This window comes from Mycobacterium sp. AT1 (assembly GCF_002043095.1).
Lineage (GTDB): Bacteria > Actinomycetota > Actinomycetes > Mycobacteriales > Mycobacteriaceae > Mycobacterium.
In genome coordinates, this window is record NZ_MVOC01000033.1 from 1 (window position 1) to 26,843 (window position 26,843).

The 26,843-nt window shown below is 66.8% G+C and carries 29 protein-coding genes and 2 pseudogenes; 20 read left to right on the forward strand and 11 right to left on the reverse strand.

Annotation, left to right across the window (positions count from 1 at the left end; genetic code table 11):
- The 9 genes and pseudogenes from B1790_RS34690 to dhaK all read left to right on the forward strand — a co-directional run.
- Positions 1-281, forward strand: a pseudogene (locus B1790_RS34690) (magnesium chelatase); the annotation flags it as partial.
- Between the two features lie 4 nt (positions 282-285).
- Entirely contained in the window at positions 286-1,341 is a 1,056-nt protein-coding gene (locus B1790_RS15365; RefSeq protein ID WP_079924107.1) for a cobalamin biosynthesis protein, read from the forward strand.
- Positions 1,342-1,386: 45 nt separating this feature from the next.
- On the forward strand, positions 1,387-2,919 hold the full coding sequence (gene glpK / locus B1790_RS15370; RefSeq protein WP_255407278.1) for a glycerol kinase GlpK: 1,533 nt from the start codon (positions 1,387-1,389) through the stop codon (positions 2,917-2,919).
- Between the two features lie 19 nt (positions 2,920-2,938).
- Entirely contained in the window at positions 2,939-3,691 is a 753-nt protein-coding gene (locus tag B1790_RS15375) for a 5'-methylthioadenosine/adenosylhomocysteine nucleosidase (RefSeq protein ID WP_079924109.1), read from the forward strand.
- The gene (locus tag B1790_RS15380; protein ID WP_079924111.1) at positions 3,691-5,511 is read left to right on the forward strand and encodes a GAF domain-containing protein; all 1,821 of its coding nucleotides are present in this window, start codon (positions 3,691-3,693) and stop codon (positions 5,509-5,511) included. Before B1790_RS15375 ends, B1790_RS15380 begins: the two co-directional genes overlap by 1 nt.
- Before the next feature lie 92 nt (positions 5,512-5,603).
- Complete coding sequence (locus B1790_RS15385; RefSeq protein WP_079924113.1) at positions 5,604-6,464, forward strand: class II fructose-bisphosphate aldolase; 861 nt, start codon at positions 5,604-5,606, stop codon at positions 6,462-6,464.
- Positions 6,461-7,240 carry an HAD-IA family hydrolase gene (locus B1790_RS15390; RefSeq protein ID WP_198952019.1) on the forward strand — a complete coding sequence of 260 codons (780 nt, stop codon included), beginning with the start codon at positions 6,461-6,463 and terminating at the stop codon, positions 7,238-7,240. The genes B1790_RS15385 and B1790_RS15390 overlap by 4 nt, the downstream gene beginning before the upstream one ends.
- 46 nt (positions 7,241-7,286) lie before the next feature.
- Complete coding sequence (gene dhaL, locus B1790_RS15395; RefSeq protein WP_079924114.1) at positions 7,287-7,934, forward strand: dihydroxyacetone kinase subunit DhaL; 648 nt, start codon at positions 7,287-7,289, stop codon at positions 7,932-7,934.
- A gap of 69 nt (positions 7,935-8,003) precedes the next feature.
- Positions 8,004-8,999 (forward strand): dihydroxyacetone kinase subunit DhaK, encoded by a 996-nt coding sequence (gene dhaK, locus B1790_RS15400; RefSeq protein WP_079924115.1) that lies wholly within the window; start codon positions 8,004-8,006, stop codon positions 8,997-8,999.
- Between the two features lie 104 nt (positions 9,000-9,103).
- Here the strand turns inward: dhaK and B1790_RS15405 are convergent, their stop codons facing one another.
- The gene (locus B1790_RS15405; RefSeq protein ID WP_079924116.1) at positions 9,104-9,502 is read right to left on the reverse strand and encodes a heme-binding protein; all 399 of its coding nucleotides are present in this window, start codon (positions 9,500-9,502) and stop codon (positions 9,104-9,106) included.
- 316 nt (positions 9,503-9,818) lie between these two features.
- Here B1790_RS15405 and B1790_RS15410 point away from each other — a divergent pair, with 316 nt between their 5' ends.
- Genes B1790_RS15410 through B1790_RS15420 form a run of 4 tightly spaced genes read left to right on the forward strand, consistent with a single transcriptional unit; the run spans position 9,819 to position 11,715 of the window.
- Positions 9,819-10,541, forward strand: a complete 723-nt coding sequence (locus B1790_RS15410) for an MIP/aquaporin family protein (RefSeq protein ID WP_079924117.1) — start codon at positions 9,819-9,821, stop codon at positions 10,539-10,541.
- Positions 10,538-10,684, forward strand: a complete 147-nt coding sequence (locus B1790_RS34695; protein ID WP_158083823.1) for a hypothetical protein — start codon at positions 10,538-10,540, stop codon at positions 10,682-10,684. Before B1790_RS15410 ends, B1790_RS34695 begins: the two co-directional genes overlap by 4 nt.
- Complete coding sequence (locus B1790_RS15415) at positions 10,669-11,253, forward strand: cob(I)yrinic acid a,c-diamide adenosyltransferase (RefSeq protein ID WP_079924118.1); 585 nt, start codon at positions 10,669-10,671, stop codon at positions 11,251-11,253. Before B1790_RS34695 ends, B1790_RS15415 begins: the two co-directional genes overlap by 16 nt.
- A gap of 30 nt (positions 11,254-11,283) precedes the next feature.
- Positions 11,284-11,715, forward strand: a complete 432-nt coding sequence (locus tag B1790_RS15420; protein ID WP_079924120.1) for an OsmC family peroxiredoxin — start codon at positions 11,284-11,286, stop codon at positions 11,713-11,715.
- A gap of 6 nt (positions 11,716-11,721) precedes the next feature.
- On the opposite strand, the gene B1790_RS15425 is transcribed toward B1790_RS15420, so the two are convergent.
- The 4 genes from B1790_RS15425 to B1790_RS15440 form a co-directional block, all read right to left on the reverse strand.
- The gene (locus tag B1790_RS15425; RefSeq protein ID WP_079924122.1) at positions 11,722-12,279 is read right to left on the reverse strand and encodes a histidine phosphatase family protein; all 558 of its coding nucleotides are present in this window, start codon (positions 12,277-12,279) and stop codon (positions 11,722-11,724) included.
- Positions 12,276-13,448, reverse strand: a complete 1,173-nt coding sequence (cobA, locus tag B1790_RS15430; protein ID WP_369832354.1) for a uroporphyrinogen-III C-methyltransferase — start codon at positions 13,446-13,448, stop codon at positions 12,276-12,278. The genes B1790_RS15425 and cobA overlap by 4 nt, the downstream gene beginning before the upstream one ends.
- Positions 13,411-14,019 (reverse strand): response regulator transcription factor, encoded by a 609-nt coding sequence (locus B1790_RS15435; RefSeq protein ID WP_158083824.1) that lies wholly within the window; start codon positions 14,017-14,019, stop codon positions 13,411-13,413. The genes cobA and B1790_RS15435 overlap by 38 nt, the downstream gene beginning before the upstream one ends.
- Positions 14,020-14,293: 274 nt before the next feature.
- Positions 14,294-15,067 (reverse strand): (2Fe-2S)-binding protein, encoded by a 774-nt coding sequence (locus B1790_RS15440; RefSeq protein ID WP_142271326.1) that lies wholly within the window; start codon positions 15,065-15,067, stop codon positions 14,294-14,296.
- Positions 15,068-15,306: 239 nt separating this feature from the next.
- Between B1790_RS15440 and B1790_RS15445 the strand changes: the two genes are divergently transcribed.
- From B1790_RS15445 to B1790_RS15475, 7 genes and pseudogenes are all read left to right on the forward strand, one after another.
- Positions 15,307-15,735: a diol dehydratase small subunit gene (locus B1790_RS15445; RefSeq protein ID WP_079924184.1), complete on the forward strand. Its 429-nt coding sequence runs from the start codon at positions 15,307-15,309 to the stop codon at positions 15,733-15,735.
- 9 nt (positions 15,736-15,744) lie between these two features.
- Entirely contained in the window at positions 15,745-17,466 is a 1,722-nt protein-coding gene (locus B1790_RS15450; RefSeq protein WP_079924127.1) for a propanediol/glycerol family dehydratase large subunit, read from the forward strand.
- Complete coding sequence (locus B1790_RS15455; RefSeq protein WP_079924129.1) at positions 17,463-18,056, forward strand: propanediol/glycerol family dehydratase medium subunit; 594 nt, start codon at positions 17,463-17,465, stop codon at positions 18,054-18,056. Before B1790_RS15450 ends, B1790_RS15455 begins: the two co-directional genes overlap by 4 nt.
- A gap of 19 nt (positions 18,057-18,075) precedes the next feature.
- Entirely contained in the window at positions 18,076-20,028 is a 1,953-nt protein-coding gene (locus B1790_RS15460) for a diol dehydratase reactivase subunit alpha (protein WP_079924131.1), read from the forward strand.
- Complete coding sequence (locus B1790_RS15465; RefSeq protein ID WP_233165142.1) at positions 20,015-20,383, forward strand: glycerol dehydratase reactivase beta/small subunit family protein; 369 nt, start codon at positions 20,015-20,017, stop codon at positions 20,381-20,383. The genes B1790_RS15460 and B1790_RS15465 overlap by 14 nt, the downstream gene beginning before the upstream one ends.
- Positions 20,380-20,829, forward strand: coding sequence for a hypothetical protein (locus B1790_RS15470; protein ID WP_079924133.1), 450 nt, complete (start codon positions 20,380-20,382; stop codon positions 20,827-20,829). Before B1790_RS15465 ends, B1790_RS15470 begins: the two co-directional genes overlap by 4 nt.
- A 28-nt stretch (positions 20,830-20,857) precedes the next feature.
- Positions 20,858-21,157: pseudogene (locus B1790_RS15475) on the forward strand (SAM-dependent methyltransferase); the annotation flags it as partial.
- Between the two features lie 38 nt (positions 21,158-21,195).
- Here the strand turns inward: B1790_RS15475 and cobG are convergent.
- The 6 genes from cobG to B1790_RS15505 form a co-directional block, all read right to left on the reverse strand.
- Positions 21,196-22,335, reverse strand: coding sequence for a precorrin-3B synthase (gene cobG / locus B1790_RS15480; RefSeq protein ID WP_079924136.1), 1,140 nt, complete (start codon positions 22,333-22,335; stop codon positions 21,196-21,198).
- A gap of 16 nt (positions 22,336-22,351) precedes the next feature.
- Complete coding sequence (locus B1790_RS15485; protein ID WP_079924138.1) at positions 22,352-22,987, reverse strand: precorrin-8X methylmutase; 636 nt, start codon at positions 22,985-22,987, stop codon at positions 22,352-22,354.
- A 492-nt stretch (positions 22,988-23,479) separates the two neighbouring features.
- Positions 23,480-24,553: a nicotinate-nucleotide--dimethylbenzimidazole phosphoribosyltransferase gene (gene cobT / locus B1790_RS15490; protein ID WP_079924139.1), complete on the reverse strand. Its 1,074-nt coding sequence runs from the start codon at positions 24,551-24,553 to the stop codon at positions 23,480-23,482.
- Positions 24,554-24,579: 26 nt separating this feature from the next.
- Entirely contained in the window at positions 24,580-25,962 is a 1,383-nt protein-coding gene (locus B1790_RS15495) for a cobyrinate a,c-diamide synthase (protein WP_079924140.1), read from the reverse strand.
- Positions 25,956-26,570 (reverse strand): cob(I)yrinic acid a,c-diamide adenosyltransferase, encoded by a 615-nt coding sequence (cobO, locus tag B1790_RS15500; protein ID WP_079924141.1) that lies wholly within the window; start codon positions 26,568-26,570, stop codon positions 25,956-25,958. Before cobO ends, B1790_RS15495 begins: the two co-directional genes overlap by 7 nt.
- 40 nt (positions 26,571-26,610) lie before the next feature.
- Complete coding sequence (locus B1790_RS15505) at positions 26,611-26,820, reverse strand: CbtB domain-containing protein (protein WP_079924142.1); 210 nt, start codon at positions 26,818-26,820, stop codon at positions 26,611-26,613.
- Between the last annotated feature and the right edge of the window lie 23 nt (positions 26,821-26,843).

Here is a 26,843-nt window from a genome sequence, read left to right on the forward strand (position 1 = left end):
GGTTGCGCGACCCGGGTCGCCGGCCGCTTCTGGTGGTCGTCACCGACGGCCGCGCAACCGCAAGAGCCGACGCGCTCGAACGGTCGCGGCGGGCCGCGGCGTACGTCGCCGCTCAGCGAATCTCCGCAATCGTGGTGGACTGCGAGAGCGGACGCATGCGGATGGGATTGGCGCGGGTGCTGGCCGAGCACATGGCCGCCGAACACGTCTGGCTGTCGCAAGTCAACGCCGAGGCGCTCACCGACATCGTACGAGGCGCCACCCGCGAGGGAGCGGCCTGATCCGATGAGTACGAGGTCATCTCGCGCCGCGGGGCTGCTGCTCGGCCATGTCGCCGATCGACTGTTCGGCGACCCCCGGCGGTGGCATCCCGTCGCCGGCCTTGGCGCGGTGGCGGGGGCGCTGGAACGACGGATGTACGCCGACAATCGTCGGCGCGGTGTCGCCTACGTGACCATCCTTGTGGGCAGCACGACCGCGCTGGCAGTGCTCGCGGAGCGTAGGGCGCGAAATCCCCTGGCGCACACCGTGTTGACGGCGGTGGTCACCTGGGCTGTGCTCGGCGGGCGTTCGTTGGAGAGGGAGGCCCAGGCGGTCCACGACCTCCTCGCCGCCGACGACGTTCACGGCGCGCGGCGACGGTTGCGCAACCTGGTCGGACGCGACACCGCGGACTTGACACCGGATGAGATCGCGCGGGCCGTCATCGAATCGGTGGCCGAGAACACCAGCGACGCGGTGGTCACCTCGTACGTCTGGGGTGCGACTCTCGGGGTGCCGGGGCTGGTCATGCATCGGACCGCGAACACCCTCGATGCGATGGTGGGTCACCACAACGCCCGATTCGAGCGATTCGGCTGGGCAGCAGCTCGTTTCGACGACCTCATCGGGCTTCCCGGGTCTCGGCTGGCTGGTCTGCTGACCTCCGCCATGGGGCGCCACCCCCGCGGGGCGTTGGCGGCGTGGCGGCGTGACGCGAGAGGCCATCCGAGCCCCAACGCCGGGGTGGTCGAGGCCAGTTTCGCCGGGGCCCTTGGCATTCGCCTCGGCGGGACCAACACCTACTACGGCAACCGCGTCGAGCACCGAGCTTTGATGGGCGACGGACGCTTGCCCGCGCCCGACGACGTTCCGGTCGCCGTCGAATTGGCCCGCCGGGTGGGGTGGGGTGCGGCAGTGCTGGCGGCCGGCGTGTCGGTCGCACCCCGACCGGTATGGCGTGCGACGCGACGAGGCGGACTTCGCCCGACGGGCATCGGTATTTTAGGTGTCCGCGCAGCTCCAGGGACCAATTTCTGGAAATGCGTCGTTGCAACCTCACTGCAACCCCGAGACGTTTAGCGTCGGAAGTCTTCACCTGGGTCCGGGCGGGTCGCTTCCGCCCCAATAAGAGGAGCACCGTTGGCTGAGTTCGTCGCTGCGATCGACCAGGGCACCACCAGCACCCGCGCCATGATCTTCGATCACGACGGTGCCGAGGTGGGCAGGCACCAGCTCGAACACGACCAGATCCTGCCGCAGGCCGGCTGGGTCGAACACAATCCCGTCGAGATTTGGGAGCGGACCGCGTCGGTCCTGTCCTCGGTGCTCAACAAGACCAAGCTGCAGACCGGCGATCTGGCCGCCCTTGGCGTCACCAATCAGCGCGAGACGGCGCTGGTCTGGGACCGCAAGACCGGCAGGCCGTACTACAACGCGATCGTCTGGCAGGACACCCGCACCGACCGGATCGCCACCGCGCTGGACCGCGACGGACGTGGCGACGTGATCCGGCGCAAGGCCGGTCTGCCGCCCGCCACCTACTTCTCCGCTGGCAAGGTGCAGTGGATCCTCGAGAACGTCGACGGCGTGCGCGAGGCTGCCGAGCGGGGCGACGCGATCTTCGGCACCAGTGACAGCTGGGTGGTGTGGAATCTCACCGGCGGTCCACGCGGCGGCGTGCACGTCACCGACGTGACAAACGCCAGCCGGACCATGCTGATGGACCTCGAGACGCTCGACTGGGACGACGAGCTGCTGTCGTTCTTCAGCATTCCACGGCAGATGCTGCCCACGATCGTGCCGTCGTCGTCCCCCGAGCCCTATGGCGTCACGCTGGACACCGGTCCACTGGGTGGCGAGGTGCCGGTGACGGGCATCCTCGGCGATCAGCAGGCGGCGATGGTCGGGCAGGTGTGCCTGGCGCCCGGTGAAGCCAAGAACACCTACGGCACAGGCAACTTCCTGCTGCTCAACACCGGCGAGAAGATCGTGCGCTCCGAGAATGGGCTACTGACGACCGTCTGCTACCAGTTCGGTGACGCGAAACCCGTTTACGCCCTTGAGGGCTCGATCGCCGTCACCGGATCGGCCGTGCAGTGGCTGCGGGACCAACTCGGCATCATCAGCGGCGCTGCCCAGAGCGAGTCGCTGGCACGGCAGGTCGAGGACAACGGCGGGGTGTACTTCGTGCCCGCGTTCTCCGGTCTGTTCGCACCATACTGGCGCTCCGATGCCCGCGGCGCCATCGTCGGGCTGTCGCGGTTCAACACCAATGCGCACGTGGCGCGGGCGACCCTGGAAGCGATCTGCTACCAGAGCCGCGACGTGGTCGACGCGATGGAAGCCGATTCCGGGGTGCACCTCGAGGTTCTCAAGGTCGACGGCGGTATCACCGCCAACGATCTGTGCATGCAGATTCAGTCCGACGTGCTCGGCGTCGACGTGGTCAAGCCCGTCGTGGCGGAGACCACCGCACTGGGCGCCGCCTACGCGGCCGGGTTGGCCGTCGGTTTCTGGGCCAACCCCGACGATCTGCGAGCCAACTGGCAGGAGGACAAGCGCTGGACGCCGTCCTGGAGCGACGATCAACGCACGGCCGGATACGAAGGGTGGCAGAAGGCCGTCCAACGGACGCTCGACTGGGTCGACGTCTCCTGAGGTTTCCGGAGTCGTTGTCGTGACGATCGGCCTGCTCTGCGCCATCCCCGAAGAGCTCGAGCATCTCCGGGAAGTGTTGGAGACAACTAACACGACGAGTGTTGCGGGCTTCCAATTCGACGAGGGATGGTTCGAGGGACGTCGCGTCGTACTGGCCGGTTCCGGAATGGGCAAGGTCAACGCGGCGGTCGTCACGACGCTCATGGCCACGAGATTCGAGTGCCGACTGATCCTGTTCTCCGGCGTCGCAGGCGGACTCGACCCTGCGCTGCACATCGGTGACGTGGTGGTCGCCGACCGGATCGTTCAGCACGACGTCGGCCGGATCGAGAACGACGGTTTGCTCAGGTATCAGGCGGGGCACGTCTCCTTCATCAACCCAACTGACGCACTGGGATATTCGATGGACGCCGACCTGCTGGCCAGGGTGCGTGCCGGACTGGACGGCGTACCGCTACCGGCGCTGTCGCGTTCGGCAGGTGGCCGCGACCGTCCACCACGCGTCGTCTTCGGCACCATCTTGACCGGTGACCAGTACGTGCACTGCGATGTCACCCGGCAGCGGTTGCACGGTGACCTGGATGGGCTGGCGGTCGAAATGGAAGGTGGCGCAGTCGCTCAGGTGTGTGAGAACGTCGGCATCCCGTGGATCGTCGTGCGCGCATTGTCGGATCTCGCAGGACACGATTCGGACCTGAACTTCGCGGCGTTCGTCAGTGAGGTAGCCGCGATCTCCTCGCACCTGGTGCGGCGGATCGTCGGAGTCCTGTAGTGGACGTCGGATTGGACGCGTCGTCGCGCCCGGTCTCCTCGATCGCGGAGGAGCCGTCCTGGGCCGCGGCGCAGGCGATCACCGCCGTGGCGGCGGATCTCGCGGGTGAGTTCTCGTTGCGCCCGTTGCTCGAGCGAATTCTCCTGCGCTGCACCGAACTTCTCGGTTGTGATGCGGGGTCGATCGCCAGCGTCGACGAGGCCGCCGGCACCTACCGTAAGGAAGCAGACATCGGCATCCGCTGCCAGTCGGGGCAAGTGTTCCCGCTGAGCGAGGGCACGACGGGCGCCGTCGTCGCCCGTCGTGGGCCGGTGTGGTTCGACCGGTATGACGACGTGCGGGGCGGCCACGTGGACGCAGCCGATCGGGCGACGTTGCGCAGTGTCATCGGCGTGCCGCTGGAGTGGCGAGGGTCGATCACCGGGGTGTGCGTGGTCTTCAGCCGCGACGACTCACGCATCTTCGGCGTCCGAGACGCGGAGTTGTTGCAGCTCTTCGCAAAGCATGCGGCGGTCGCGCTGACCAACGCGCGACTGCACGACGTCGCGGAGGAAAGGGCGCGTACGAAAGCCACTGCGGCAGAGCGGGAGCGGCTGCTGCGCGAGGTGTACGAGACCCTGAACCAGGGTTTGGTGGGGATGGTCGCCCAGTTGGCCCGTGCCGAGGAGTCGCTTTCCGGTGGTGCCGGTGCCGATGCCGAGCACCTGGTAATCGCCGCCCATCGTGAGGCGCGGATCGCGCTGTCGGACACTCGTCGGACCATGTCGGGGCTGCTCGGTCGGGCGCTCGACGACCGGACGTTGGAGGAGCTGCTCGCCGACGAGGTCGAGTGGGTACGGCGAGCGGGACGGCTCGATGCTCGGTTGGTGGTCGCAGGACACCCGACCCAGCTCGATCCGGCGCGAACCCACGAGGCCTTGCGAATCGCGCAGGAGGCTCTGGCGAATACCGTCCAGCACGCGGACGCGACCCTCATCCGCCTCGGTGTCGCCTACGAGCCCGACGGAGTGTCCTTGCTCGTGCAGGACGACGGCAAGGGGTTCGACCAGCGGTGTTTGGCAGCTGACGCGGGATCGGGTCTGAGGCGGATGACCGATCGCGCGCATGCCGTGGGCGCACTCGTCGAGCTCCGTTCGGTTCCGGGCTGGGGCACGAGCCTGCGGGTTCGCTTCCCTACGGAGCGGCCCGAGCCGGCGGACACCGGCAGGCCCTTGCGCGTGATGGTGGTGGAATCGCGTCCGCTCGTTCGCGCGGGCGTCACACGGCTGCTGACCCAGGCCGGTCTGCACGTCGAGGTGGTCGGGGAGGTGGCCGGCACGACCGAGGCCGTCATCCTTCAGCAGGCCGTTCATGCCGACGTGGTGGTGGCCAGCCTCGACACCGCCGACGGCGAGCCAGACGTGGCCGACCTGACCCGCACGCTCGCCAGCGCTGGTCACGCCGCGGTGCTGTGCTTGTCCGAACCGGGGGACGACCACCGGCTCGCGGCCGCGCTCCGGGCGGGGGCTCGTGGTTGCTTGGACAAGAGTGCAGACGGTGCGGCACTGGTACAGGCCGTCCTCGCCACCGCCCGTGGTGAAGCCTTCTTCTCGGGAACCTCGGCACGAACTCTGCATCGCGATTTGCGTCCGGACGGCGAGACGATGACCAGCCGTGAGCTGGAGGTCCGGGCGTTGCTTGAAAAGGGGCTGCCGGACAAGGTGATTGCCGCGGAACTGACCATTTCGGTCAAGACCGTCGGCAAGCACGTCAGCTCGCTGCTGCGCAAGTCGCGGGTGCACAACCGTACGGAACTGGTTGCGCTGCTGCGACGTCCGTGAGATACGAGACGTCACGGGAGGGGAAACCCCCACCGGGAAACGGGTAGTCCTCCCCATGTGAATGACCACATTCTGGCCGTAGTTTGGGCGTTATGCCCGTCGTCGCCCTGAAGGACATCCTGGATCGCGCCCTCCTGCAGCGCTATGGCGTCGCCGCCATCAACGTCTTCAACGATCTGACGATGGAGGCCGTGCTGGCAGCTGCTGTCGAACGTCGTTCACCCCTCATCGTTCAGACCTCGGTCAAGACGGTGCGGTCAATCGGGATGGACGTGCTGTACGGGATGTGGACGTCGATGACCGCGGGTATCGAGGTCCCGGTCTGCCTACACCTCGACCACTGCCCGGAACGGGAGGTCATCACCGATTGCCTTCGCACCGGCTGGAATTCGGTGCTGTTCGACGCGTCTCGTTTGCCCGTCGAGGAGAATCTGCGTCAGGTGATCGAGGTCGTCGCCGAAGCGCGGGCGGTCGGCGCGCACGTCGAAGGGGAGATCGAAGCCATCACCGGCGTCGAGGACGGAATCGGGTCCGATGACGTCGCGGACCGGCAGTCTCTCGAGGTCGCGGTCGACTTCATCGAACGCTCCGGCGTCGACGTATTCGCGCCGTCCATCGGCAACGCCCACGGCGTGTACATCGCCGAGCCCACCCTCGACAATGAGCGCGTCAGCGATTTGGTCGACGCCACGGGCGTCCCGGTGGCGCTGCATGGCGGCACCGGGATGACCGAGGAGCAGTTCACCGACCTCATCGCGCGTGGCTGCGCGAAGGTGAACATCTCCACGGCTCTCAAGGTCGCCTACATGAAGTCCAATCTGAGCTTTCTGCGGGAAGCCGAAAGAGGCGACAAGTGGGACCCGCCGTCGCTCTTCTCGAGCGTCGGCTCGACGGTCGAGACCCTTGCAGCCGGTTACATCGACACGTTCGGCAGCGCAGGCAAGACGTGGTGACGACCCCCGTGAAGGCGCTGATCTTCGACTGCGACGGCGTACTGGCCGACACCGAACGGTTCGGCCATCTGCCTGCCTTCAACCAAACGTTCCGAGAATTCGACCTGCCGGTGCAGTGGACCGAGCGGGGGTACGGCGAAAAGTTGGCCATCGGCGGCGGCAAGGAACGCATGATGAGCCTGCTGACACCGGAATTCGTGGCGGCCGCCAAACTGCCGACCGACGTCGGCGAGCAGCGCGCGGTCGTTGCACGCTGGCACCGCCGCAAGACGGAGATCTACACCGAGATCGTCTCGAGTGGCCGCCTTCCGGGTCGGCCCGGCATTGCTCGGCTGATACGCCAGGCGAGGGCCTCCGGCTGGCAATTGGCCGTGGCCTCGACTTCGGCCGAGCCAGCGGTGCGATCGGTGCTGGAGCACGTCGTCGGCCGGGAGGCGGCCGCCGAATTCGTGGTGCTCGCCGGCGACGTGGTGGCTCACAAGAAGCCAGCTCCCGACATCTATCTCCTTGCGCTGGAGGCGATGAGAGTGTCGCCATCGGAGGTGATCGTGATCGAGGACTCCGCCAACGGTTTCCGCGCGGCGCGGGCCGCCGGTATCGAGTGTCTGGTCACCGTCAACGGCTACACCCGAGACGACGACTTCGACGGGGCCGCGCTGGTGGTCTCGGACCTGGGGGAGCCCGGTGCCGAGCCGGTCGAGGTTCTCCTCAATCCCCGCGCCGTGCCGGTCGGCGACTGGGTCGACGCGACGACCGTGGCGTCGCTAGTCACCTGAGGCCACGCGTCGTTTACCCGACCCGATCAAGAGAAAGGATGATTGCATGGCGGCAACGATTTTCGACGTCGATCGAGCAGTCCGCGTGATGGCCGAAACGGTGGTGGCGAACGAGAAGTATTTCGGCGACCTCGACGCGGTAGTCGGTGACGGCGACTTCGGCTATTCGATGGCACGGGGGTTCGAGATCGTTCTCGCGGACTGGGACACCTTCGATCGCAGCGACGCGTCGACGTTCCTCAAGAAGGTCGCGGTCGTGATCACCAGCCGGATCGGCGGTACCTCCGGCCCCATCTGGGGCACGGGCTTTCTCCGGGCAGCCACCTGCGCCGCGGGTGCGGTCAGTCTCGACATGGCACGGATCGCCGCGATGCTGGACGCCGCGGTCGACGGCATCAAGGCGCGCGGCGGTGCGGAACTTGGCGACAAGACGCTCCTGGACGCCTTGGCGCCCACCGCCGCATCGATCGCGCAGGCCGGCAAGGACGGTCTCGCTCCCGCAGCCGCGCGGCGAGCGGCAGCCGACACTGCGCGGTCAGCGGCGGAGGGGACGCGCGAGCTGCAGGCGAGGCGTGGACGCGCCTCCTACACCGGGGAGCGAAGCATCGGAACTCTCGACGCAGGCGCGGTCGCGGTCGCAGTGATCGTCGAGGCCATCGCCGAGGCATGGCAGCAGAACGCTGCCGACGCCTGAATCCGTCACCGAAACGACCACGGCCACCATTGCCGTGAGGATCCACCAAATGCCAAGGAAGGCAACGAGATGAAGAAGTTCGTCAACGATCCCAAACAGTTCGTCTCCGAAATGCTGCACGGTCTTGCCGTGGCCAACCCGGACACGTTGAAATACGTGCCCGAATACAATTTGATCATGCGCGTGGACGCGCCCAACGAGAACAAGGTGTCGATCGTCCAAGGCTCCGGCTCTGGCCACGAGCCCGCCCACGTCATGATCGTCGGCCGAGGAATGCTCGACGCGGCCTGCCCTGGTGATGTATTTGCAGCCCCACCAATGGATTACGTGTTGGAGACGTCGAAGCTGTTGGCCTCACCCAAGGGTGTGCTGCACATCATCAACAATTACACCGGTGACCGGATGGCCTTCGACATGGGCCGGGAGATGGCCGAAGCCGACGGCGTCCTCATCAAGACCCTCGTCGTCGACGACGACGTCGCCGTGAAGGACTCGACGTACACGGTCGGCCGGCGCGGAGTGGCGGGCAACTTCTTCGTCATCAAGGCGGTGGGCGCTGCCTCGGAGAAGGGCGCCGATCTCGACGAGCTCATCCGGATCGGTGAGAAGGTCAACGCGGTGACCAGGACGATGGGCATGGCGCTGACGTCGTGCACACCGCCCGCGAAGGGATCACCGCTCTTCGATCTTGGGGACGACGAGATGGAGATGGGCGTGGGCATTCACGGCGAGCCAGGCCGCCGACGGGAGAAGCTCGCAGACGCCAACACCATCGTCGACGAGCTAGTGGAGGCTGTGGTGAGCGACCTTCCCTACGGCAGGGGCGACGACGTCGCCTTGATGATCAACGGTCTTGGCGGCACGCCGATCAGCGAGCTGTACCTGCTGTACGGCCGGGCGCACGATCAGCTGGTAGCGCGTGGAATCAACGTGCGTCGCAACTACGTCGGCGAATACTGCACGTCGCTCGACATGGCGGGCTGCTCGGTTTCCCTCGTCCGACTGGACGACGAGGTGACGTCGCTTCTCGCCGAACCGGCCGAGAGCCCCATCAGAGTCTTCTGACGGCCCCGACCGTCGCGCACACCGCGAAACCAAGGCGCCCACCGGAACCTCTCGAAGTCGAGAGGCGCCGGTGGGCGCTGTTGGATGAGGTCCCCTGACCGGGGTCAGACGGCGGCGACGCCCGCCTCGGCGACGCTGATGTCCTGTTCGACGCTGCCGGCGCTGACGCCGATCGCTCCGATTACGGTGTCACCGTCGGTTAGGAGCATTCCACCACCGAAGATCACGAGCCCTCCTGACAATTGCTCGAGGCCGTAGAGTTCGGCGCCGGGTTGCACCAACGGCATCAAGGCGGCCGTGGGCGCATTCATCAGAATCGACGTACGCGCCTTCTTCGTGGAGATGTCGATGCTTGCCTTGATCGCGCCGTCCATCCGGGCGAACGCCACCAGGTGACCGCCGTCGTCGACCACGGCGATGTTCATGGGCTGGCCGATGTCGGCCGCTTTCGCAATCGCCGCTTCGACGACCTTGGTGGCGGCGGCCAGAGTGATGGCAGTCATTGACGAGCCTTTCGGATAGGGCTTTCCGGCAACTAGGTTTACCGGCAACGGTTTTGAGGAAGCCTCGCCGAGCGAGGCAGTGCGGCCGATGGTAGTGCCGCAGCTCGAACACGAGATGCATTTCGCCCTTGTTTCACGGCTGGCCGTCGAGAGCCTATCCAAAAAGCCCACCTGTGGGCCAGTAATTGTGCTGGACCAGCCGCAAAGCGCCCGAATTGCCCCTGGGTTCGAAAACACTCAACGCGCACGGCCGGACAATTCCGGCCACGTCGCATCGTGCGGCGTCCGCGACGGCCGTTGAGAGAGGTTGTGGTCAGTGTCGAACATCGACATCTTCGTCTGGGAGTTCTTGGGTACGGCGGTGCTGTGCCTCCTGGGCAACGGCTCGGTAGCCGCTGTGGTGCTGAAGAACTCGTACTCACACGGAGGCGGAGGTGACTGGCTCATCATCGTGCTCGGCTGGGGCTTCGGCGTCTTCGCCGGCGCCAGCATCGCCGCCCCGTCGGGTGGTCACATCAACCCGGCCGTCACCTTCGCGGTAGCGCTGCAGGGCGGAGTTCCGTGGTCGAGCGTGCCGGTCTACTGGGCGGCGCAGCTGCTCGGCGGATTCGTGGGCGCCTCGCTGTGTTGGGCCGCGTTCAAACTGCAGTTCGACAAGAACGACGACAACTCCGGTACGCGCGGCATCTTCTGCACGTCGCCCGCGATTCCCAACAAGCCTTGGAACATGGTCACGGAGATCATCGGCACCTTCGTCCTGATCATCTTCATCTTCTGCAACCCTGCGGCCAACTCGTCGCTGAGCTTCGCTGGCGTCACGTTCGTCATCATCACCATTGGCTTCGCGCTCGGCGGACCAACAGGTTATGCAGTGAACCCGGCGCGCGACCTCGGACCACGCCTCGCCTACGCGATCCTCCCGATTCCCGGAAAGGCTGACCCCGGTTGGGGTTACTCGTGGGTGCCCATCGTGTCGCCGCTCATCGGCGCCGCACTCGCCGCCGGGGTGGCGTCGATCCTGCCCGCGGTGGCGTCGTGAGTGTGCACGCCATGGTCGGCCTGATCCTCCCCGTCGCCCTCGGCCTTCGGGCCGGGGCGCGGTGGTTGAGCACGGTGGGCATGAAAGCGGCAGGGGATGCCTGGCGCGGAGATCAGAAGGGGGAGACGTGGCGGTTCATCTGACCCGGATCTACACGCGCACAGGAGATGCCGGGACGACGGCGCTGGGGGACATGTCCCGGGTCGCCAAGTCCGACGCCCGCGTCGGAGCCTATGCGGACTGCGACGAGACCAACGCCGTGATCGGATTGGCGATAGCTTCCGGTGGGGTCGGTGAGCGCACCGCCGCGGTTCTCGGCGTCATCCAGAACGATCTGTTCGACGTCGGCGCGGACCTGTGCACGCCGATCGTCGAGGCACCGGAGTACCCGCCGTTGCGCGTCACCGAAGAGCAAGTGTCTCAACTGGAATCGTGGTGCGACGAGTTCAACGAGGGCCTGACGAAGCTCAGCAGCTTCATCCTTCCCGGGGGCACGATCGCCGCCGCACACCTCCACCACGCCCGCACCGTTGCCCGGCGGGCAGAACGCAGCGCATGGGTGCTCGCCGAGGCGGCCCCGGTCAACGACTGCGCCCTGCGGTATCTCAACCGCCTGTCGGATTTGATGTTCATCCTGTCTCGATTCGAGAACCCCAACGGGGACGTTCTCTGGCGCCCGGGCGGCGACCGAGGCGTCGCCACGACCACATGACCAACTGACATTGGCTCGGAGAGGCCACACATGAGCACACGGGTTTCCACCGTCGAATGGCATGGGCCGTTGGTGGGCGGTTCCGGCTCGATCGAGCTGACGTCGTCCGGGCAAGCCAGATTCGACTACTCTCTGGCAACACGGGCGGCCGACCAAACCTCGACCACTTCACCCGAGGAACTCCTGGCCGCCGCCTACGCGTCGTGTTATGCCATGCAGCTGTCGGCCCTTCTGGACATTGGGCCGGACGCGGAAACCGACCTGCACGTCGAGGCGGTCGTCACGCAGGGAGGCCCGGAGGTCGACTTCGGGATCGCCGGCATCGTCCTGCTGGTGCGTGGACGGGGTGTCGACGTGACGAACGACCGGTTCGTCGAGTTGGCGAACACGGCGTCGTCGGTGTGCCCGATCGGCCGCGCGTTGTCGAGCGTCGCGGTCACCGTAGACGCCGCCCTGCAGTAGCGGAGGCTAAGGGAACTCGACCAGTCGGCTCAGTCGACGCAGGTTGACGACCACCACCGATCCGTTTGGAACGTCGGTCCCACTACGCCATTGGCGCGTGGTGGCGTCGCGGGCATGCAGCATGTCGAGGATCGCGCAGACTATGTCGCCATGCGTCACCACCGCCGTGGACCCATCCATCGCGGCAAGGTCGAACAGCACCAGTCGGACCCGTTCGGAGGGATCTTCGAGACGCGCCGGGCGGTGAGAGTCGGCGTCGGCGAGGGTGCCGGTGCGTCGCCAACCGCGTTCTCGCAGGCGTTCGTCAACCGTGGTCCGGACGCCGAGCACTGTCGCCATCGCCTGGGCGGTTTGTCGTGCGCGGACGGCGTCCGAGCAGACGATGCGGTTGATCTTCCTGTCTCGCAACGCATATCCGGCCGCGTAGGCCTGGGTGGTGCCCCGGGCTGTCAGCGGCGGATGGGCGACCTCGCGCTGCACGCGGCCGAGGGCGTTCCACGTGGACTCACCGTGGCGGACCAGCCACAGTAGGTGGTTGCGCGGTGTGCCCACGAGTTCGATCATCGAACGTTGAGTTCCACGGTCCTCTGTGGGGCGGCACGACCGGGGACGAATCCCGCCACCGCGCCGATCACGGTCGTGGCGGGCGCACCGATGTGGGCCGCGCGAGCGGCCTCGGCGATGGACGAGAGGGTGCCCCGGACTTCTCGTTGGCTGGCCAGGCTGCCATCGGCGACCACCGCCGCCGGGGTGTCAGCACTCATTCCGCCGTCCATCAGCGCGTGGGCGATGGCGTCGAGGTTCGCGACCGCCATCATCAGGATGATCGTCGTATTCGCCTCCGCGAGCGCCGCGTAGTTCACCGCCGACTCGGGATGCTCGGGGGGCACGTGTCCGGAGATCACCGTGAAGCCCTGGGTCAGACCGCGGTGCGTAGCCGGGATCATCGCCGATGCGGGAGCCGCGATGGCCGAACTCACGCCCGGAATGACATCGACGGTGATGCCTGCCCGAACGCATTCGTCGGCCTCCTCGCCGCCGCGGCCGAACACGAAACCGTCTCCGCCCTTGAGTCTTACGACGTCCCTGCCTGCCAATGCATGGCGAATGAGGTGCGCGTTGATCTCACTCTGCTCCATCCGGCGGCCGCCAGGGATCTTGGCTGCATCGATCACCAGGGCTTGCGGCGCGAGCTCGCCGATAACCGAAACCGGGGCGAGCCGGTCGGCGACGATGACGTCCGCGCGTGCGATCGCATCACGGCCCGCGATGGTGAGGAGTCCAGGATCGCCTGGGCCCCCGCCGACGAGGGTGACTCGGCCGACCCGCGCGCGACCGCTGGTGGCGGGCGAGCGCCGTGGTTGGTCGACGATGCAGAACACACCGCGTTCGAGCGCGCGGGCTGCGATGTCGGCGTCGAGCTCCTGGTCTCCCGTACATGCGAAAATCAGTGCGGCCGAGTCGATGTCGTGGTTCTCGAAAGCGCGCTGCCGGATGGCGATCAGCCCACGGTCGGCGAGGTCGGACAGATATGCCGTGGGTGAGGGTGACACTACGGTCACCACTGCGCCTGCGCCCGTCAGCGACCCGGTGGTGGTCATCGCGCGACCGGAGGAGCCCACGACGGTGACCGGTCGGCCACGTACGGGGAGCTGGACCGAGAGCGCGTCCGCGGATGCGCCTGGGAACGCGTCGTCAGCGAGTGCTCGTTGCGGACCGGAAGCCACCGGCACCCCCTTGTCGTCCCTGTCGTTCGCGGTCGTGGCGGCTCAGTCCTCGCAGTGCGGCCGACACCAATGCCGCTCGCTTGTGAACGCCGAACTTGTCCATGATGTTGTGCAGGTGGAACTTGACCGTCGCCTCGGAGATGAACAAGTCGGTGGCGATCGCCCGGTTGTCCAAACCGTCGGTCAGCAGGGCCAACACCTCCTTCTCCCGGCGGGTGAGGATGCGCGCATAGTCCAGCTCGTGCTCGGTGTTTTGTGAACGTAGCTCTGCAATAAGGGTACTGACGCTGTAGGCATCGAGTGCGGTCTGCCCATCAAGGACCTTCGTCACGGTGTTGAGAAGCTCCGTCGACGAAGAGCGACGGTCCACCAGCGCGTCGGCCCCGGCCCGGATCAGATCGAGCGCGCGCGCCGGGGATTCCTCGCGGTCGATCACGACGATCACCTTGGGGACCGGATCGAGTTCGGCGAGGAGAGTCGACAGCGGGAGGTCGGGGTCCCCGTCGACCACCAACAGTTCGGGACGCATCGACCGGAGTCGATCGACCAGTCCGGCGCCGTGGCGGACGTCACCCACGATCTGAACACCATCGGCTAGCCCCATAACGTGTGCCAGCCCGTGCAACAGTAGCTCGTCGTTCATCACGAACGCAGTGCGAAGCCTGGGGCTCTCGACGAGACCTCCACGCGCATCGGCGATTCCGCGCGGCGAACCACTCTCGGATCCGCGTCGTGCCGGGTGAATCGGCGAGTAGTGCGGTTGTGACCAACCCATGTGTGACTCCGTCCTGCCGATCGGCGGGCGAATGCTAACGCGACGTGCGTTGCAGTGACGTTGCAAAGAGACGAACTCAATGCACCTGGGTCTGCTGTGACCCGTCAGACACCGCGAGCACACAGTCCCCGCAGAGACCCCCTGACGGCGCTTGGTAGAACAGGCAGCAGCTGCGCCGGACGAACCGGCCGCCGTCGAAGTCGCCGGTGTCTCGCAGGGGGCCGATGTCGAGGAGTGCACGTACCAGCGCCCGGCCGGACGGCTCCAGCTCGGGCCGGGACATCGCCATCACCGTGACCGCGCCGTTGGCAGCCGAGATCGTGTTGCCCCAACTGACGCGATCCGACAGCGACGCCGACGTCTTGAGGGCCTCGTTCAACGGGCCGACGATGGTGGTGAGCAGGGAGTCGGAGATCAGCTCGGCCGCGCGAATCGCAGTCGGAGCCGATTCGCATGCGACGTCAATGGTCTCGAAGGACGGCGAATGCCCTTCCGTCGCCAGCCATCTCACAGACTCCGGAGTGAACATGGGGACGGCACCGCCCACGACGGCCGCTCCGAGCACGGGGGAGATGAGCCGCGACACCACGTTCAACTGAAATGACGACGCCGCAAGCCGCATGGGAATGCTGTTCGCGTCGCATGCCATCGACCTCGCGATCGCCGTTCGCGTGCGATCCACGAAGGCGGTGAGCGTCGCTGCATCGGTGAGCGTCGCCAGGTGCGCACCCTGGTCGGCACCCTGTGACGACATGTCGAAGTAGCCGCCCAGTCGGGCGGTGGCCGCGAGGAGGGCGGGCCCGTCGAGGGACGCCGCCGGCTTATCCGACGATGCTGGGGTGCCGGTCATGGTGCCCAACGGTAGTGGCGGTGAAGGCGGCCGGGCCGCGGATCGGCGAACCCCGTTGCGTTCCCATCCGAACGGTCAGGGTGCCGTCGAAACGAGCTCTACCAGCTCATTCACGAGCGCTCATCGCTGCAACGTTGATGCAACGTGATGTCAGCCACAATGGGCCGCACGGGGCCGACCAGGTCACGTATGTGGACGTTGGGTGGCTATGTGCCACCCCTCACCTCTTGGAGCAGTGCATGACGCAACCGACCCTCGATCCCGCGGTGGACTATCCGCTGAGTGTCCACCGAAGGGATCTGCTCTTCACCCCCACCGGCAAGTCGATCGACGACATCACCATCGAGGCCGTGGTGTCGGGTGAGGTTCAGGCCACGGACCTTCGAATCACTCCGGACACCCTGCGGCTACAGGCGCAGGTGTCGGAGAAGGCAGGACGGAAGCAGCTGGGCGCCAATCTTCGCCGCGCCGCGGAGATGACGGCGATATCCGACAGCCGAGTCTTGGAGATCTACAACGCCTTGCGACCGAACGCGTCCACCAAGGCAGAGCTCGAGGCGATCGCCGAGGAGTTGACGACTCAGTATGACGCCACCCTGCTGGCCGAACTGGTACTCGAGGCGGCCGACGTCTACGAGCGACGCGACATCCTGGCAACGGGCGAATAGGAGCCAATAATGAGTGCAGAAGCAATTCAGAAGCCCGGTGCCGGTGACGGCACTCGCCATTCTCTCCGGACCCAGATCCTGGAGGACCGCCCGGTCAACCTCGACGGCTTCGTCGAGGAGTGGCCAGAGGTCGGCATGGTCGCGATGGACAGCGAGTTCGACCCTCAGCCGAGTGTGCGGGTTGAGAACGGCGTCATCGTGGAAATGGACGGCGTCGAGCGCGCCGACTTCGACTTCATCGATCAGTTCATCGCCGACAAGGCCATCTCCGCCGAGGTTACCGAGCAGGCGATGGCGCTCTCGGCGCAGGACATCGCGCGCATGTTCGTGGATCCGGCGGTGACCCGCCAAGAGGTCATCGCCGTCACCAACGGGCTGACGCCTGCCAAGCTGCTCGCGGTGGCCAAGAACCTCAACATCGTCGAGATCATGATGGGGATGCAGAAGATGCGTGCCCGTCGCACACCGGCGAACCAGGGGCACTGCACCAGTGCCAGGGACAATCCGCTTCAGGTCGCCTGCGATGCCGCTGAGGCGTCGATTCGCGGATTCTCGGAAGTGGAAACGACTTTGGGCGTGGTGCGCTACGCCCCGCTGGTCGCGATGGCTCAGCAGATCGGCAGCCAGGTCGGCACCGGTGGCCCTCTGACCCAGTGCGCGCTGGAGGAGGCCACCGAGCTCGACCTTGGTATGCGTGGCATCACCGGTTACGCGGAGACCATCTCGGTGTACGGCACCGAGCCGGTCTTCGTCGACGGTGACGACACCCCGTGGTCGAAGGCGTTCCTGGCCGGGGCATACGCATCGCGCGGGATCAAGATGCGCTTCACCTCCGGCACCGGTTCCGAGGTGCAGATGGGCAACGCGCAGGGTAAGTCGATGCTGTACTTGGAGATCCGGTGCATCCTGATCGCCAAGGGTGCGGGTGTGCAGGGCCTGCAGAACGGCTCGATCTCGTGCATCGGCGTGCCGGGAGCGGTGCCCGCGGGCATCCGCGCGGTCGCCGCGGAGAACCTGATCGCCTCGTCGGTCGATCTCGAATGCGCCTCGGGAAACGACCAGTCGTTCTCACACTCGGCCATGCGCCGGACTGCACGGTTGATGCCGCAGATGATGCCGGGCACGGACTTCGTGTGCTCGGGGTACTCTTCGATGCCCAACTACGACAACATGTTCGCGGGCTCGAACCTCGACAGCGACGACTACGACGACTTCAACACCATCCAGCGCGATCTCCAGATCGACGGCGGTCTTCGGCACGTCAAGGAGTCCGAGATCCTGGCAGTGCGCACCCGCGCTGCCCAGGCGCTGCAGGCGGTGTTCCGCTACCTGGACCTGCCGCCGATCAGCGACGCCGAGGTCGATACCGCCGTGTACGCCAACGGCTCCAAGGAACTCATTCCTCGGGACGTGCTGGAGGACCTCAAGGGTGCTCAGCAGGTGATGGATCGCAACGTCACAGGCCTGGATCTGGTGAAGGCGTTGGAGGCGACCGGCTTCTCCGATGTCGCCGAAAACCTGTTGGCCGTTCTGCGCCAGCGTGTTTCGGGCGACTTGCTGCAGACCTCGGCGATTCTGACCAAGGAGTTGCAGCCGCTATCGGCCGTCAACGATGCGAATGACTATGCCGGCCCCGGCACCGGGTATCGACCCTCCGGTGCGCGCTGGGAAGAGATGAAGAAGCTGCGCCACGTGACGAGCGCATCCAATCCCGAGGTGGAGGTGGAATGACCGTGTCGACCAATACGGATGAAGGCCAGCGCGAGATCTCGTTCAACGAGGTCGGAAAGGCTGAGCGCGGCAAGCGTTCCGACGAGGTGGTGCTGGCCATATCGCCGGCGTTCGGGAGCCTGTTCTCGAAGACCATCGTCGACCTGCCGCACGCCGAGGTGATCCGGCAGATCCTTGCGGGCATCGAGGAGCAGGAGGTCAGTGCCCGCATCATCCGCCTCCAGCACAGTGCCGACCTGGCGCTGATGGCTCACACGGCGGCCAAGCTGTCGGGCTCCGGCATCGGGATCGGCATCTTGGCCCGCGGCACGGCGATGATCCACCAGCGGGATCTGCCGCGACTGTCGAGCCTGGAACTGTTCCCGCAATGTCCGCTGTTGACGCTGGAGACCTACCGGAGCATCGGCTCGAACGCCGCGCAGTACGCCAAAGGTGAGTCCCCGGAACCGGTTCCGACGCTCAACGATCAGATGGCCCGCCCCCGCTGGCAGGCCAAGGCAGCACTGTTGCACCTGAAGGAGACCGAGTTGGTTCGCAAGGGAGCACCGACGGTCGAGGTCGTTCCCGAGTATTCCGCGGCATCGGTCTGACGAAAGAGAGTTGACGCGGGTGTTTCGAACTATCGTCGGGGTCGACATTGGCAACTCCACGACGGAGGCCAGTCTCGCCACTATCGGCCCCGACGGGTCGGTCGATTACGTCGGTGCGGCATTGACCCGCACGACGGGCATCAAGGGCACTGTCAAGAACGTCGACGGGGTCGCTAAGTCAGTGACGTGGGCATTGGAACGGGCTGGCATGCAGTTGGCCGACCTGGACCTCATCCTGCTCAACGAGGCGACCCCGGTGATCAGTGGGCTGGCGATGGAGACCATCACCGAGACCATCATCACCGAGTCGACCATGATCGGACATGACCCGCGGACGCCAGGAGGCAAGGGGCTCGGAGTCGGCACCATCGTCGACTTCGAGGCCTTGGCCGACGCCACACCGGGCGAGCCGATCATCGTGCTGGTGGCGAGAGGCGTTGACTTCGACTTCACCGCCAACGCCATCAACGCAGCGGTAGACCGGGGTGTCGACGTCACCGGCGCGATCCTCTGCAACGACGACGCCGTCCTGGTCGCCAACCGTCTGAACACCAAGATCCCCATCATCGACGAGGTGTCGCGGGTGGACCTGGTGCCCAAGGGCATGGTGGCCGCCGTCGAGGTCGCCGGTCCCGGCCAGTCCATCAGGACGCTGTCGAATGCCTACGGCTTGGCGACCATCTTCGGTCTCGATCCCGAACAAACGAAGGTGGTGTCGCCGGTTGCGCGGGCGTTGACGGGCAACCGTTCAGCCGTCGTCGTGCGCACGCCGTCGGGTGACGTCGAGGACCGGACCATCCCGGCGGGTTCGTTGGACCTGATCGGGGTGCAGAAGAAGGCGACGGTCGACGTATCCCGTGGTGCTGCCGACATCATGGCCGAGGTGCAGCGGGTCAGCCCGTTGGTCGACGTCATGGGCGAGGCGGGCACCAACACCGGCGGAATGATCGCCAACGTTCGCCAAAGCATGGCCGACCTGTCCAACCACGCCCTGGCCGATGTGCGTATTCAGGATCTACTCGCCATCGATACCGCTGTGCCGCAAGAGGTTCGGGGCGGTGTCGCCGGTGAGGTGGCCTTGGAGAACGCGGTCGCGCTGGCGGCGATGGTCCGCACCAAGGAAAGCGGTATGAAGGCCGTCGCCGAGGCGGTCACCACTCATCTGCGCGAGGCCGGCGCCACGAAGGTCGACGTCGTCGTCGGCGGCGTCGAAGCGGAGATGGCGGTCCTCGGGGCGCTCACCACGCCGGGCACCGACAAGCCGTTGGTCGTGCTCGATCTCGGTGGCGGGTCGACCGATGCCGCGGTGATCGAGACCAACGACCACACCGACGCCACCCATCTGGCCGGTGCCGGTGATCTGGTCACCAAGCTGATCGACGCCGAGCTGGGGTTGGACAACCTCGAGCTGGCCGAGGAGATCAAGCGCTGTCCGCTTGGCAAGGCCGAGAGCTTCTTCCACATCCGGTTGGAGAACGGCACCGTCCAGTTCTTCGAGACACCCTTGCCGCCAACGGCATTCGCACGCGTGGTGGCCTTGGGCGAGACCGGGATGAACCCCATTCCCACCCGGCATTCGCTGGACCGGATTCGCACCGTGCGCAGAACGGCCAAGGAGCGGGTGTTCGTCGTGAACGCGCTGCGGGCGCTGCGCAGCATCGCCCCTGGTGGCGATCTGCGTCAGATCGGCTTCGTGGTGCTGCTGGGCGGCTGCGCGCTGGACTTCGAAATCCCCGAGCTGATAGCCGACGCCGTGGCGCCCTTTGGAATCGTCTGCGGGACGGGCAATGTCCGCGGTACCGAGGGGCCGCGCAACGCGGTGGCGTCCGGTCTGGTCGCGTCCTACGCGGCGTCCCGTGCGACGGCTGACACCGTAGAACCGGACGAGACGGCACAGGACGAGACGCGCGTGCCCGCCGACGCCAACGGCCACCTTGCGGCGGTGCAACCTCAGGTGGGTGCTCGTGCTTGAGGGCGGCCAGGCCGAGAAGCCAGCCATCCTGGTACTCAGTTCCATGGGTGGGCAGGTCGAGAACGAGGTCCTGGCCGGGATCGAGGAAGAGGGTGTGCCGTCGATCGTCGAGCGGCCGCGGAATCGGACCGACGCAGAGGCACTCGCACGGATGGCCGCAGGACGGTCGTCGTTGAGCGTCGGGGTGGGTATCGACGCCGATGGGCGCGTGTCCGTCCAGCACGACAAGCTGCCGGAGCCACTGTCCGAATTGGCCTCCGGCGGTCCGGCAGAACCGACGGTGGCTCGTATTCTTGGTCATAACGCGGCCCGCATCGTCGTGGGTATTCCCCTTCGTACGCAACGGGTATCGTGACTGCCATCGCCGCCGCCGCCGAGATGCCCGCCGCGCAGATGCGCATCGAGGCGGTACGCGTCCTGCAAGAGCTCAACGAGTCGACCAAGGCGCAACAGGCCTTCCTGAACAGCTGCGGGGACGCCACCTGGATCAGCGACGACGAACGCCGGGCGATCCGGTGGCTGCTCTCGGCCCTGGTCGAGCATCGGCGTCGAGTTCGGATCACCGCCCGAATGTGGCGGACGCTGAACGCGACCGAGCCTGTCGGAAGCGAACTGGTCTCCGACACCGCCGAATTGCTCGACGAGAGTCGCTACTTCGCGCCCTTCATCGCCCAATGGCGTTCGGTGGTCATCGGGCACACCCGTCTGGAGCGGAAGAGGTTCTGGCGAAGCATGATCGAACTCGCCGAGCTGAACCTCGGGGACCGTGACCCCTCTGAATCCTGCGCATCGGCGGGGTGAGGTGACCGTCTACTTCATCGGTGGTACTGCAGGAATGCTGACCCGGTGCCCGGCGGGCGCCACCCTCGTCAACACGGCTCGAATGCCGTTGTCGGACGTCGTCGACGATATCGCTCTAGCTCGTGCCGCGGGTCACGACGTCGCGCGCCTGCATTCGGGTGACCTGTCCGTGTACTCCACGCCGGCGGGGCAGTTACGCGAGCTGGAGCGCCACGGCATCGACTGAGAGCTGGTGCCCGGAGTGACGGCCTTCGGCGCCGCAGCCGCTGCCGCGGGACGGGAGCTGACGATCCCCGAAGTGGGCCGTAGCCTCTTGATCACCGGGGTCATCCTGGCCCTGCACCTCTCGGGCTCACCGCAGCGGATTCAGTCTCGGACCTCTGGCGTCAGACGGCGGTAGCCGGCACCGGTCGCGACCAGTACCTCGCCGCGTGGGGGACTTCCGCAGGCTCGTTGGCACCCCACCCAGTGTTGCCGTTTCCCGGCGTCCCTGGCTGCCTCGACGGCCGCGGTGGCGTCCGCCCGCACGTCGGTCGCCGAGTGCCGACAACCCTGATTACCGACGCACGCGCTGATCTGAAGCCAGGGGGAGGCCTTGTCGAAGACCAGCCCCCTCGGGGCGAGGGTGCGCAAGGCGTCGACGGCGTCGGCGCCGTCGAGATCGCAGAGCAGCACCGAACGCCACGGAGTGACGATCAGCGGTGCGCCGAACGCGGCCATGGCGTGGGCGACCCCGGCGTGAACGACGCCGAACGGCACCGCCGCACCGACCGCGATCCGCCCGTCCTCCTGCTCGATCCAGCCCACCGGAGGTGCCGTCGTCGTCGGCAGCGGGTGCAGGGGAGATCGGTCGATCCCGAAGGCCTCGAGCAGCGTGCTTCGGTCGGACATCTCGCGGATTCGCCAGTGCTTTCCGCGCTGCTGGGTGAACCGCTTGGCGACGGTGATCATCGCCGGTATCGCCGCCGCAGCCGTTAGGCGCACTCCGGTGTCGACGCCGGCCAGGGACAGGGCAACCGACGGCGCCGCCGCGTCGTCGAGCACCCGGACGCCGACGTCGGCCTCCAGTTGGGCAACATCCCCGCGGCCGTCGTCGATGCCGAACAGGAACCGCCCCGGCAGACTCGCCAGTGCCGCTGAATTCTGGATGGCGTCGTCCAGCCGGCCGACCCACGGTCGAACGTCTCCGAATCCTCCCGAACGGCCCGACAGTGGAGAGGACACGATGTTGCGGACGCGGTCATGGGTGATTGACGGCAGGAGGTTTGCCGCGGTCGCGGCGTCTACGACCGCGCAGAGGTCGGTGATGCCGCGCAGCTGCACGCCGCCGCGCGAGGTCAGTTCGAGGATTCCCGAGCCGGCCGACGAGGCCACCCGGGCCAGGGCGGAGAGCTGTGCCGAGCTGATCATTCCCCCGGGCAGACGCACACGGGCCAACCCGCCGTCGGCGGCCGAATGTGCCTGCAGGGTGCCCGGGCACACGTCCTCGTCACGGGTTCTGATCATTCGATCGAGTCGCTGCCTACTCGGCGGTGCTGGCGAGCGCGTTGACGGCTGCGGCGGTGATCGCCGAGCCGCCGCGTCTGCCCAGGACGGTGACGTGCTCGAGATCGCTCCGCGCGAGCAGGGCGTCGCACGATTCCGTGGCACCGATGAAGCCGACGGGTGCCCCGACGATGACGGCGGGCCTGGGTGCGCCGGCATCGATGAGCTCCAGCAGTGCGAAAAGCGCCGTGGGGGCGTTGCCGATGGCCACGACCGCGCCGTCCAGCAGCGGGGCCCACAAGTGCACTGCAGCAGCGGTTGTCGTTGTTTCGAGTTCGGTAGCGAGACGGGGGATACGACGGTCGCCAACGAGACACAGGACGTGGTTGTCGGCGGGCAGTCGCGAACGGGTCACCCCGGAGGCGACCATCATGACGTCGCACAGGATCGGCGCGCCCGCCGCCAAGGCCGTTCGTGCTGCCTCGACGGCACCGCTGCTGATCCGGGTGTCATCGGTGAGATCGGTCTGCCCGCTCGCATGGATCATGCGGACCACCACGCTCTCGGCACCCTCTGGGAAGCCCGTGAGATCGCTCTCGGCGCGGATGGTTTCGAAGGAACGACGATCGATTTCGACGCCGTCGTGCACGTAGTCGTAGGAGCAACCGGACATCGCCCCACCGTAACCGCGTGGCACGTCGTCATCCGGTACTGGACACCGAATACCGTCCGAAAGAACAGGTTCCGTCGAGTGTTGGGAGGGGTGGCCAGGCCGGGGCGCCATCTCTTCTCGGAAATTCCCACGCCGAGGGTGATCGGTATCGGCCCGGGTGGTCCACGGCAGATCGCGACTTGGCAATCGACGCGATGCAGGATGTCGTGGCGCTCCTTTTCTTGACAAGTCGGCGAGCCGAGGCAACGCCGCGTGAAGCAATCGCTCGTCGGACTTCTCCGCGAGATTTGTGACCGTACATCCGCAGTGGCGCAGCATGTTTCGACGAGATTCGCGACCGTGAAGCGTTGACACTGAACGTCGAGTTCATTCCCGGCGTCACCAGCCCCTCGACGCCGACTGCATCTTCCTGCGCCCCGCGTCGCCTAGTGACCAGATCCGTTGGGGCGCAGGGTTGATCAAGGACGTATAGCTGCTGCGTCGATGACGTGCTCAGGACACCGGGGTAGCCCGATCACCGGCGTCATCGCGGTCGGAGACCTCGGCCTCGCCGAAGGTCGCCATCGAGGACAGGGTCGTGACGGCCGCCCGGAGAACGGTCAGCGCCACCGCGGCGCCGGAGCCCTCGCCCAGTCGCATCCCCAAGTCGACTACGGGTTCGAGGCCCAGATGTGCCAGGGCGATCGAGTGGGCGGGCTCAGTGGAGCGATGGCCGGCCTGCCACCAACTGCTGGCGCCGGGGGCCAGCCGTTCCGCGACCAGGGCGGCGCCGGTCACGACGACGCCGTCGAGCAGTAGGGGGGTGCGCCGGATGGCTGCCTGCGCGCAGAATCCGGCCATGGCGGCGAGATCCGGCCCGCCGCAGATGCGCAGCAGGGCAAGCGGATCGGCAGTGGCGCCGCGCGCACGGTACAGCGCGTCACGCACCGCGGCCGTCTTGCGGGCCCAGCCCGCGTCGTCGATGCCGGTTCCCCTGCCGACCAGCGCGACCGGCTCCCGTCCCGTCAGCGCCGAGATCAAAGCCGTCGTCGGGGTCGTGTTCCCGATGCCCATGTCCCCAGCGATGAGGAGGTCTGCGCCCGCATCGATCTCTTCGTCGGCGATGCGACGACCGGCCGTCACCGCGGCGATCGTCTCGGCCTCGGTCATGGCGTCCTCGACGGCGATGTTTCCGCTGCCGCGGCGTACCTTGTGCGCGCCGATCCGTTCAGAGAGCGGTTGATCGCAGTCGACGGAGACGTCGACGACGCGTACCGTCGCGCCCGCGGCGCCGGCCAACACGTTGATCGCGGCACCGCCGGAGTCGATGTTGGCGACCATCTGTGCCGTCACCTCCGGCGGGTAGGCGGATACCCCGGCCTGTGCGACGCCGTGGTCACCGGCGAAGACGACCACGCGGGCGCGGGCGAATTGTCTTGGTGGGCATTCGCCCTGGCATGCCGACACCCACACCGAGAGGTCCTCGAGCCTGCCGAGGGCGCCCTTGGGCTTGGTAAGGACGTCTTGGCGCGCCCGTGCCGCGCGCTCGGCGTTGGCATCCGGGGCGGTCACCGTCGTGAAGTCCATTGGATCTCCGTTCTGCTCAGGGGTACTCATCGACTTGGCTGGGCGGCCGCTACCGGCACGGCGCTCGCGGCGAAACTGCGCACCGCGTCGGGTTGGCCCGCCGGGTGGGTGTGGAGATAGGCGGCATGCACCTTGTTGCGGATCGCGCCGTCGTGCTTGGTGACATCGCCGACGAGGAACGACCATGCCGGCGGGTACGCGGCGTCGAATTCGACCGTGGTGCGGTGAAATTCGTGTCCTACGGCGCGATGGCCCAGCGGATGTAGGACGGAATCGCCTGCCGCGACGGCATCTCGGTAGCCCAGGGTGAGTCGCTTGGTGAAGTGGGCGGTGCCGTCGAAGACCCCACACATCGGGTGGTCCTCGAGTCGTGTCATCAGATACGTCAGCCCAGCGCACTCGGCGTAGATCGGCGCATGCTCGGCCAGTTCGCGGATCTGCTGCCGCACCTCGACGTTGGCGGACAGTTCGGGAAGATATTGCTCGGGGAACCCGCCGGGCAGGATCAGCGCATCGGTGCGCTCCGGCAGTGACTCGACGATGGGATCGAATTCGACGACGACGGCGCCCGCGGCACGCAGCATTTCGGTGTGTTCGGCATAGCTGAAGCTGAACGCCCGGCCTGCGGCCACGGCCACTACCGGGTGACCGTCGACGGGGCCGCCGACCGCCGTGACGGGATCCCACGGTGCCGCAGTGACGTTCGCTGCCGCGAGGGCGGCGACGGCTGCGAGGTCGACGTGCTGTGCCACCAGGCTCGTCATCGCGTCGACGGCGGCCCTTGCCTGGTTGCCGTGCTCCACTGCGGTGACGAGGCCGAGATGTCTCGACGGTACCGACAGTTCGGTCGCGCGCGGAATGGCGCCGAGCACGGGCATGCCGATGAACTCGCAGGCCTGTCGGAGCACCTGTTCGTGGCGGGGGGAGCCGACCCTGTTGAGGATGACTCCGCCGATGCGGGTTCTGGTGTCGAACGTCGAAAACCCGTGCAGCACGGCGGCAATGCTCTGACTGTGGCCGCTGGCATCCACGACCAGTAGGACGGGAGCGTTCAGCAGCGACGCGACGTGGGCCGTCGATCCGACCGCGGGCGCCACCGACTCCGGGTCGATGCGGCCGTCGAACAGGCCCATGACCCCCTCGACCACCGCGATGTCGGCGCCCGCGCAGCCGTGCCGATACAGGGGCCCGATGAGCTCTTCGGACACCAACACCGGGTCGAGGTTGCGGCCAGGTCTGCCAGCGGCCAGCGCGTGATAGCCGGGATCGATGAAGTCGGGCCCGACCTTGAACGGCGCAACCCGATTCCCGGCGCGTCTGAGTGCACCCATCAATCCCGTTGCCACCGTGGTCTTTCCGCTACCCGATGAGGGCGCGGCCACCACCACCGCGGGCGTCGTGGCTACCACTCGATCCCCTTCTGGCCCTTGCGTCCGGCATCCATGGGGTGTTTGACCTTCGTCATCTCGGTGACGAGGTCGGCGTCATCCGTCAGTCGACGTGGTGCATCTCGGCCGGTGATCACGACGTGCTGGCTGCCTGGACGCGCCAACAGCGTTTCGACCACGTCGTCGACGTCCACCCAGCCCCACTTCAGCGGGTAGGTGAACTCGTCGAGCACGTAGAAGTCGTGCCGTTCATCGGCGAGCCTGCAGGCGATCTCGGCCCAGCCATCGGCCGCTGCAGCCGCGTGGTCCTGCTCGCTGCCGGCCTTTCGGGACCACGACCACCCGGCACCCATCTTGTGCCACTCGACGTTGCCGCCGATGCCGTGTTCGCGGTGAAGGTCACCGAGGCGCGCAAAGACGGCCTCCTCGCCGACCCTCCACTTGGCGCTCTTGACGAACTGGAACACCGCTACGTCGAAACCCGAGTTCCAGGCGCGCAGCGCCATTCCGAAGGCGGCAGTCGACTTTCCCTTGCCGGGGCCGGTGTGCACGGCGAGCACCGGGCTGTTGCGACGGGCCCGGGTGGTGCGGCCGTCGTCGGGAACGACGAGCGGGCGTCCCTGTGGCATGGCCGCTATCCCTTCGCGCTTTGGGTGCCGCGCTGGCGGGTCAGTGGCAAGGGAATCCGAGCAGATGGCGGGCGTCGTGAATGAATTCGTGAATGTGGGTGTCGCTGCCGAACACCGACGTGGCGCCCTGATCGAGGCCGACGAAGTACAACAGGACCAATGCCAGGAAGGCGGTGCCAGCGAGCCAGGCTGCGGAGGGCAGGGACGCGGACAGCGGGCGGACCGCTACGCCGGTTTGACGAGTCGTCATTCGAGAAGTTCCTTTCGGGGCGT